Raw genomic sequence first — 5961 nt, forward strand, 5'->3', positions numbered from 1 at the left:
CGCCGGCGCGTCTACCTGCACCCGATCCGCTGGACCTCGCTCGGCCTCTCGCTCATCGAGGCCATGCTCCTCGGCCTTCCCGTGGTGGCGCTCGCCACGACGGAGGCGTCCGAGGCGGTCCCGCCGGAGGCCGGGGTGGTGACGAACCGGATGCCGGTGCTGCGCCGCGCCCTGCGCGACCTCGCCGCCGATCCGGAGCGGGCCCGGGAGGCCGGCGCCGCCGCGCGGGCCGCGGCGGCGCGCAGGTACCCACTGTCTCGGTTCCTCACCGCCTGGGACCGGCTACTCCAGGAGGTGACTCGATGAGGATCGCCATGGTGTCGGAGCACGCCAGCCCGATCGCCACACTCGGGGGCGAGGACGCGGGCGGGCAGAACGTGCACGTCGCGGAACTCGCCCGCGCGCTGGGGACGCTCGGCCACGAGGTCACGGTCTACACGCGGCGGACCGGCCGGGCCCAGCCCGACACGATCGGCTTCGCGCCCGGGGTGGTCGTCCGGCACGTCGGGGCCGGCCCGGCCCGGACGCTGCCCAAGGACGCCCTGCCCCGCTACATGCCGCGGTTCGGCGACGTCCTGGCCCGCGAGTGGGCCGGCACGCCGCCGGACGTCGTGCACGCCCACTACTGGATGAGCGGCGTGGCCGCGCTGCGCGCCGCCGAACCGCTGGACATCCCGGTCGTGCTCACCCTGCACGCCCTCGGCACCGTCAAGCGGCGCTTCCAGGGCGAGCAGGACAGCAGCCCGGCGGAGCGGATCGCCACCGAGCGCGACATCGCGCACCGCTCGGCGCTCATCATCGCGACCTCGGCCGAGGAGCGCCGGGAGCTGCGCTCCTGGCGCGTCCCCGCCGACCGGATCAGCGTGGTGCCGTGCGGCGTGGATCTGGAGCGGTTCACCCCGGAGGGGGCGGCCGAGCCGCGCGGCGAGCGCCCGCGGCTGCTCAGCCTGGGCCGCCTGGTGCAGCGCAAGGGCGTGGAGACGGTCATCCGCGCGCTCGTCGCGGTGCCCGACGCCGAACTCGTCGTCGCGGGCGGCCCCGGCAGGTCCGAGCTGACCGGTGATCCCGAAGCCGCCCGGCTGCGCCGCATCGCCGAGCAGATCGGGGTCGCCGACCGCGTCCGGTTCGTCGGCCGCGTGGCGCGCGCCGACGTTCCGGCGCTGCTGCGCTCGGCCGACGTCGCCATCAACATGCCCTGGTACGAGCCCTTCGGTATCAGCACCGTCGAGGCCATGGCCTGCGGCGTCCCGGTCATCGCCTCCAGCGTGGGCGGGCACCTGGACACCGTCGTCAACGAGGTCACCGGCGTGCTGCTGCCGCCCCGGGAGCCCGCCCTGCTGGCGGTCCGGCTCCGCCGGCTGCTCGCCGACCCCGTCAGCAAGGACAGCTACGGCATCGCCGCCGCCGACCGCGCGGCCGCGCGGTACTCCTGGCCGCTCATCGCCCGCCAGACCGAGGACCGCTACCGCGCGGTGCTGGAGGACTGGCGCACCGGCCGCCGCCCGGCCCGCGCACCGGGCGACGGGGGCGCCAGCCCCGCCGGCCGCGCGGCCGCCGCCACCGCAGTGTCCCCGGGAGGTATCTGATGCACCAGCACCTGACCGAACTCCAGCGCGCCCTGCGGTGCACCGACACCGGCCGGGTCGAGGACTGGGGACGCCGGCTCGCCGCCGTGCTGCTGGACGGCGGCCGGCTGCTCGCCTGCGGGAACGGCGGCAGCACGGCGGAGGCCCAGCACCTCACCGCCGAACTCGTCGGCCGGTTCGAGGACGAACGCCGGCCGCTGTCCGCGATCGCGCTGCACGCCGACACCTCCAGCCTCACCGCCCTCGCCAACGACTACGGATACCGCGACGTCTACGCCCGCCAGGTGCGCGCGCACGCCCGCCCCGGCGACGTGCTCGTCTGCCTGTCCACGAGCGGGGCCAGCGAGAACGTCGTCGCCGCGGCCCTGGCCGCCCGCGAACTCGGCGTCCGCACCTGGGCGCTGACCGGCGAGGGCCCCAGCGCGCTGCTCGCCGCCTGCGACGAGGCCGTCCAGGTCCCCGCCGCCGCGGCGTCCACGGTGCAGGAGGTGCACCTCGCACTCGTCCACCTGCTCTGCTCGGTCGTCGACGCCGAGGTGCGCCACCGCGCCGGCGCCGTACCCGCGGCGGGCCGTGAGGAGGTCCAGGCATGAACCGCGACACCCGCCCGCTGGTCGTGATCGGCGACGCCCTGCTCGACATCGACCTGCGGGGGTCGGTCCGCCGCCGCTGCCCGGACTCCCCGGCCCCGGTGCTGGACGCGGCCAAGCCGGTGCACCGGCCCGGCGGCGCCGCGCTCGCCGCGTGGCTGGCCGCCCAGGGCGACCGGCCCGTCGTCCTCGTGACCGCGCTGGGCGCCGACGAAGCCGGCGCGCGGCTCGACGAACTGCTCCGCGACACCGTGTCGCTGGTCCGCCTCCCGCTGCGGGGCCGGACCCCCACCAAGACCCGGCTGCTCGGCGACGGCCGCACGCTCGTGCGCGTCGACGACGGCGAGGGCCGAGCGGACTCCGGTCCGCCGGTGGAGCGGCTGGCCGCGCTGCTCGGCTCCGCGGCCGGCGTGCTCGTCTCCGACTACGGGCGCGGCGTCGCGGCGGTGCCGGAGGTCCGCGAGGCGCTGGCCGCGGCGGCGGAATCGGTGCCCATGGTGTGGGACCCGCACCCGCGCGGCGCCGCACCGGTGCACGGCATGGCGCTGGTCACCCCGAACGCCTCCGAGGCCGAGGTGCCCGAGGACGACCCGCGCCGCGCGCTGCGGCGCGCCCGCGCACTGGTGCGCCAGTGGCGCGCCGCGGCCGTGGCCGTCACGCTCGGCCGGTGCGGCGTCGCCTGGACGGCGGCCGACGCCGAGCACGGCGAGCACCTCGCGGCCCCGCGGATCGAGGCGCCCGGCGACACCTGCGGTGCCGGCGACCGGTTCGCCGCCGCCGTCCTGGAGGCGCTGGCCGCGGGAGCCGCCACGGGCAGCGCCGTGGCCGGCGCCGTCCGCGCGGCCTCCCGCTTCGTCGCCGAGGGCGGCGCCGGCGCCGCCGCCGAGCGCGGGCCGGCCGGTGCGACCCTGCCGCTCGGGCTGGCCGACGGCCCCGCCGAACTGGCCGAGCGCGTCCGCGCCGCGGGCGGCACCGTGGTCGCGGCCGGAGGCTGCTTCGACGTGCTGCACGCCGGCCACGTCAGCCTGCTGCGCCGGGCCCGGGCCCTCGGCGACTGCCTGCTCGTCTGCGTCAACTCCGACGCCGCCATCCGGCGGCTCAAGGGGCCGGACCGGCCGATCATGGCCCAGGAGGACCGGATCCGGGTGCTGTCCGCGCTCGACTGCGTGGACGCCGTGGCGGTCTTCGACGAGCCCACCCCCGCCGAGATCCTGGGCCGGTTGCGGCCCGACGTCTGGGTCAAGGGCGGCGACTACGCGGTGGACGACCTCCCCGAGGCGCCGGTCGTCGCCGGGTACGGCGGCGAGGTCGTCCTGCTGCCGCTGCTCCCGGGCCGCTCCACCACCCGCCTGGTCGCCGAGATGCGCGCGGCCAGCGACTGACCCCGCCCACGCAACGAGGAGAGGAGCAGCATGCGCCCGTTGGGCAACACCCTGATCACCGGCGGAGCCTCCGGCCTGGGGGCCGCCGTCGCCAAGTCGGTCGTCGCCGAAGGAGGGCGGCCACTCATCATCGACCGGACCCGCCCCCCGGGCGACCTGCCGTTCGCGCAGGCCGACCTCGCCGACCGCGCCGCCACCGAAGCGGCCGTCCACGACCTCGCCCGCCAGGCCGGCGGCCTCGACGCCGTCGTCAACGCGGCCGGCATCGACGCCTGCGGACCGCTGGAGGACGTGCCGGCCGACGAGTGGGAGAACGTCATCCGGGTCAACCTGCTGGGCACGGCCGCGGTCGTGCGCGCGGCGCTGCCCCACCTCCGCCAGAGCGCGGGCACCATCATCGACTGCGCCTCCACCCTCGGGCTGCGCGCCGTCAGCGACGCCACGGCCTACTGCGCCGCCAAGTTCGGCGTCGTCGGTTTCACCCGCGCGCTCGCCGCCGAACTGGCCGGGCAGGTCGGCGTGACGCTGCTCATCCCCGGCGGGATGGACACCGCCTTCTTCCACGGCCGCCCCGAGCAGTACCGGCCCGGCCCCGACGCCAAGCTCAACCCCCCGGAACACGTGGCCCGCGCGGTGGTCTTCGCGCTGCGCCAGCCGCCGGGCTGCGAGGTCCGCGAGCTGATGATCTGCCCGTCGCGCGAGTCGTCCTGGCCGTGAGCGGGCGGGCGCCGCCGCGCGGGAGGCCGGCGCGGCGATCGCGACAGCGGGCCCGAACCGAGGAGGAGAGAACATGGCACGTCACCGAACGGGGCGCGCCGTCGTCACCGGCGGCGCCGGATTCGTCGGCTCGCACCTGTGCGAGCGGCTGCTGGAGCGCGGCAGCGAGGTCGTCTGCGTCGACAACTTCGCGACCGGCAGTCCCCGCAACGTGCGGCACCTGAGCGCCGCACCCGGGTTCCGGCTGGTGGAGGCCGACGTGACGCGCCCGCTGGCCGACACCGGTCCCGTCGACACCGTCTTCCACCTCGCCTCGGCCGCGTCGCCGGCCGACTACCTGCGGCTGCCGGAGGAGACGCTGGAGGCCGGGAGCCTCGGCACCCGCACGGCGCTGCGCCTGGCCCTGCGCCACGGCGCCCGGATGGTCCTGGCCTCCACCAGCGAGGTCTACGGCGACCCCCTGCAGTACCCGCAGCAGGAAGGCTACTGGGGCAACGTCAACCCGATCGGGCCGCGCAGCGTCTACGACGAGGCCAAGCGCTACGCCGAGGCGCTGACCATGGCCTACCACCGCACCCACGGCACCGACGTCGCCATCGCGCGGATCTTCAACTGCTACGGCCCCCGGATGCGTCCCGACGACGGCCGCGCCGTGCCCACCTTCATCGGCCAGGCGCTGGCCGGTGAGGCCATCACCGTCTCCGGCGACGGCCTGCAGACCCGGTCGATCTGCTACGTGGACGACACCGTCCGGGGGCTGCTCGCCCTCGCCGACAGCGGGGCCACGGGGCCGGTCAACATCGGCAGCACGGAGGAGCTGTCCATGCTGCGCCTGGCGGAGCTGGTCCGCCGGCTGGCGGGCTCCGGATCACCGATCGTGCACATCGGCCGGCCGGCGGACGACCCGCGGTTCCGCCGGCCCGACACCCGCCTCGCCGAGAAACTGCTGGACTGGCGGCCCGCCGTCCGGATGGAGGAGGGGCTGCGCCGCACCATCGACTGGTTCATGGCGGAGCGCGCCGTCCCGGCCGCCCGGTCGGCGGCCGGCGAGGTGACGGCCGGCTAGCTTCTCGGCGGTGGGTCGGCGTGCTGTTCGGCGGCCGCCAGCGGCCGCTCCGGCGGGACGCCGCCCCGCCGGTCGCGGCGTTCCGTGCCAGGAGGCGCCCGCGGGTGCGCGCCCGAGCTCGTCGGGTAGTACGCCTCCGCCAGCGAGCCCCCGTGCCCGGGCCCCGCGGCTCCCTCGGTCCGCAGTGGAGGGAGCCATCCACCAGCCGCTGTTCGGGACGGATGGGCGGGGAGGGCGCTCGGAGGCGCGTCAGGGGCCGTCGCCCCACGCACCGGTCCGTGCCCGCGGCAGCCATGGGCACCGGAGGTTCGGCGCACTCCCGTCACAGATCCGGCGAGGCGCCGCATCGCGGCGGGCCCGGCCGGGCCGGGCCCTGGGAGTGTCCGGCGGCCGCGTCGGCCCTATGTCCGTACCGGATTCGCCGGCTGCGGGCCCGGCGTCCAAGTGCGGGCCCGGTGGTCGTCGGCGGCCGGAGGGGGCGAATGCCGCGGCTGCTCCCGGCCGCTGGCCTGCGGTGGGCGGCGTGTCCGGGCGTCGGCCGGCCGGGGGCGTCTGCCCGCAGGCCGGGCCCGCCCCGCCCAGGTGCCCGGGATGCCGGTCCGCGGACGGGCGCGCGGCTC

The 5961-nt window shown here is 77.3% G+C and carries 6 protein-coding genes; all 6 read left to right on the forward strand.

What is annotated here, in order from left to right:
- Nucleotides 1-306: glycosyltransferase (locus tag DEF28_RS25200; RefSeq protein ID WP_147281096.1), on the forward strand; the 306-nt coding region annotated here is incomplete at its 5' end.
- The gene (locus tag DEF28_RS25205) at nt 303-1586 is read left to right on the forward strand and encodes a glycosyltransferase (protein ID WP_114400520.1); all 1284 of its coding nucleotides are present in this window, start codon (nt 303-305) and stop codon (nt 1584-1586) included. The genes DEF28_RS25200 and DEF28_RS25205, both read left to right, overlap by 4 nt.
- Nucleotides 1586-2179 carry a D-sedoheptulose-7-phosphate isomerase gene (locus DEF28_RS25210; protein WP_114446244.1) on the forward strand — a complete coding sequence of 198 codons (594 nt, stop codon included), beginning with the start codon at nt 1586-1588 and terminating at the stop codon, nt 2177-2179. Before DEF28_RS25205 ends, DEF28_RS25210 begins: the two co-directional genes overlap by 1 nt.
- Nucleotides 2176-3558 carry a D-glycero-beta-D-manno-heptose 1-phosphate adenylyltransferase gene (gene rfaE2, locus DEF28_RS25215; protein ID WP_114400522.1) on the forward strand — a complete coding sequence of 461 codons (1383 nt, stop codon included), beginning with the start codon at nt 2176-2178 and terminating at the stop codon, nt 3556-3558. The genes DEF28_RS25210 and rfaE2 overlap by 4 nt, the downstream gene beginning before the upstream one ends.
- Nucleotides 3559-3588: 30 nt before the next feature.
- Nucleotides 3589-4275, forward strand: coding sequence for an SDR family oxidoreductase (locus DEF28_RS25220; protein WP_114400523.1), 687 nt, complete (start codon nt 3589-3591; stop codon nt 4273-4275).
- Nucleotides 4276-4348: 73 nt separating this feature from the next.
- Nucleotides 4349-5341, forward strand: a complete 993-nt coding sequence (locus DEF28_RS25225; RefSeq protein ID WP_114400524.1) for a UDP-glucuronic acid decarboxylase family protein — start codon at nt 4349-4351, stop codon at nt 5339-5341.
- The last annotated feature ends 620 nt before the right edge of the window (nt 5342-5961 follow it).

Origin of the sequence: Marinitenerispora sediminis, assembly GCF_003336425.1 — a bacterium.
Lineage (GTDB): Bacteria > Actinomycetota > Actinomycetes > Streptosporangiales > Streptosporangiaceae > Marinitenerispora > Marinitenerispora sediminis.

Bases quoted from the DNA above. Each gene is read 5' to 3' on its own strand.
- DEF28_RS25205 (WP_114400520.1), top strand. From the start codon at position 303: ATGAGGATCGCCATGGTGTCGGAGCACGCCAGCCCGATCGCCACACTC.
- DEF28_RS25210 (WP_114446244.1), top strand. From the start codon at position 1,586: ATGCACCAGCACCTGACCGAACTCCAGCGCGCCCTGCGGTGCACCGAC.
- rfaE2 (WP_114400522.1), top strand. From the start codon at position 2,176: ATGAACCGCGACACCCGCCCGCTGGTCGTGATCGGCGACGCCCTGCTC.
- DEF28_RS25220 (WP_114400523.1), top strand. From the start codon at position 3,589: ATGCGCCCGTTGGGCAACACCCTGATCACCGGCGGAGCCTCCGGCCTG.
- DEF28_RS25225 (WP_114400524.1), top strand. From the start codon at position 4,349: ATGGCACGTCACCGAACGGGGCGCGCCGTCGTCACCGGCGGCGCCGGA.